The 548-nt window shown below is 38.9% G+C and carries 1 protein-coding gene; it reads left to right on the top strand.

What is annotated here, in order from left to right; genetic code table 11:
• The first annotated feature begins 138 nt into the window (after positions 1-138).
• Positions 139-429, top strand: a complete 291-nt coding sequence (locus FCS21_RS17600; protein ID WP_002321686.1) for a hypothetical protein — start codon at positions 139-141, stop codon at positions 427-429.
• Positions 430-548 lie beyond the last annotated feature (119 nt).

The raw sequence follows: 548 nt of genomic DNA, 5'->3' as shown, positions 1-548 counted from the left end.
TGATCGGATTCTAGTAACAGGTACTGCTGAACAGTTATCTGAAATTACTGGATTAAGCAAAAACATTATTTGGGATAGAGCTAGGAGCTTATGGATTGATTCAAAAGGACGACAGTTTAGGTATGTGGAGGAGAAAAAATGCTAGACATGAGAATCGAAGATTATCGAATTACCAGTGATTCTAGAAACATTGTCTTATCGAAGGTAAGACGAGATGAGGAAGGAAACATTCGCTACACCGAAGCAAAAGAAGAATCACGAGCAGATATCGGATACTTTCAAACGGTCTCATCGTGTTTAAAGGCGATACAACGCGATTACGTGTTAAGTGAAGAAAGAACGATAAAAAGTATTATCGAGTACAAAAAAGCGTTAGAAAACATCACTAGACAGTTTGAACAGGCATGTGAGATTGAGGAGGAGAAATAATGGACGAACTAATCACAAAAGTAGAGCAGTGGGCTAAAGATAAGGGATTGGATCAAGCTGATTCCAGCAAGCAAATGTTAAAAACGATCGAAGAGATTGGGGAAGTTGCCGCTTCTCTA

This window comes from Colwellia ponticola, from assembly GCF_005885605.1.
GTDB lineage: Bacteria > Pseudomonadota > Gammaproteobacteria > Enterobacterales > Alteromonadaceae > Colwellia > Colwellia ponticola.
The sequence above is the reverse complement of the archived record's forward strand: the minus strand, read 5'-3'. Positions and strand labels throughout refer to the sequence as shown.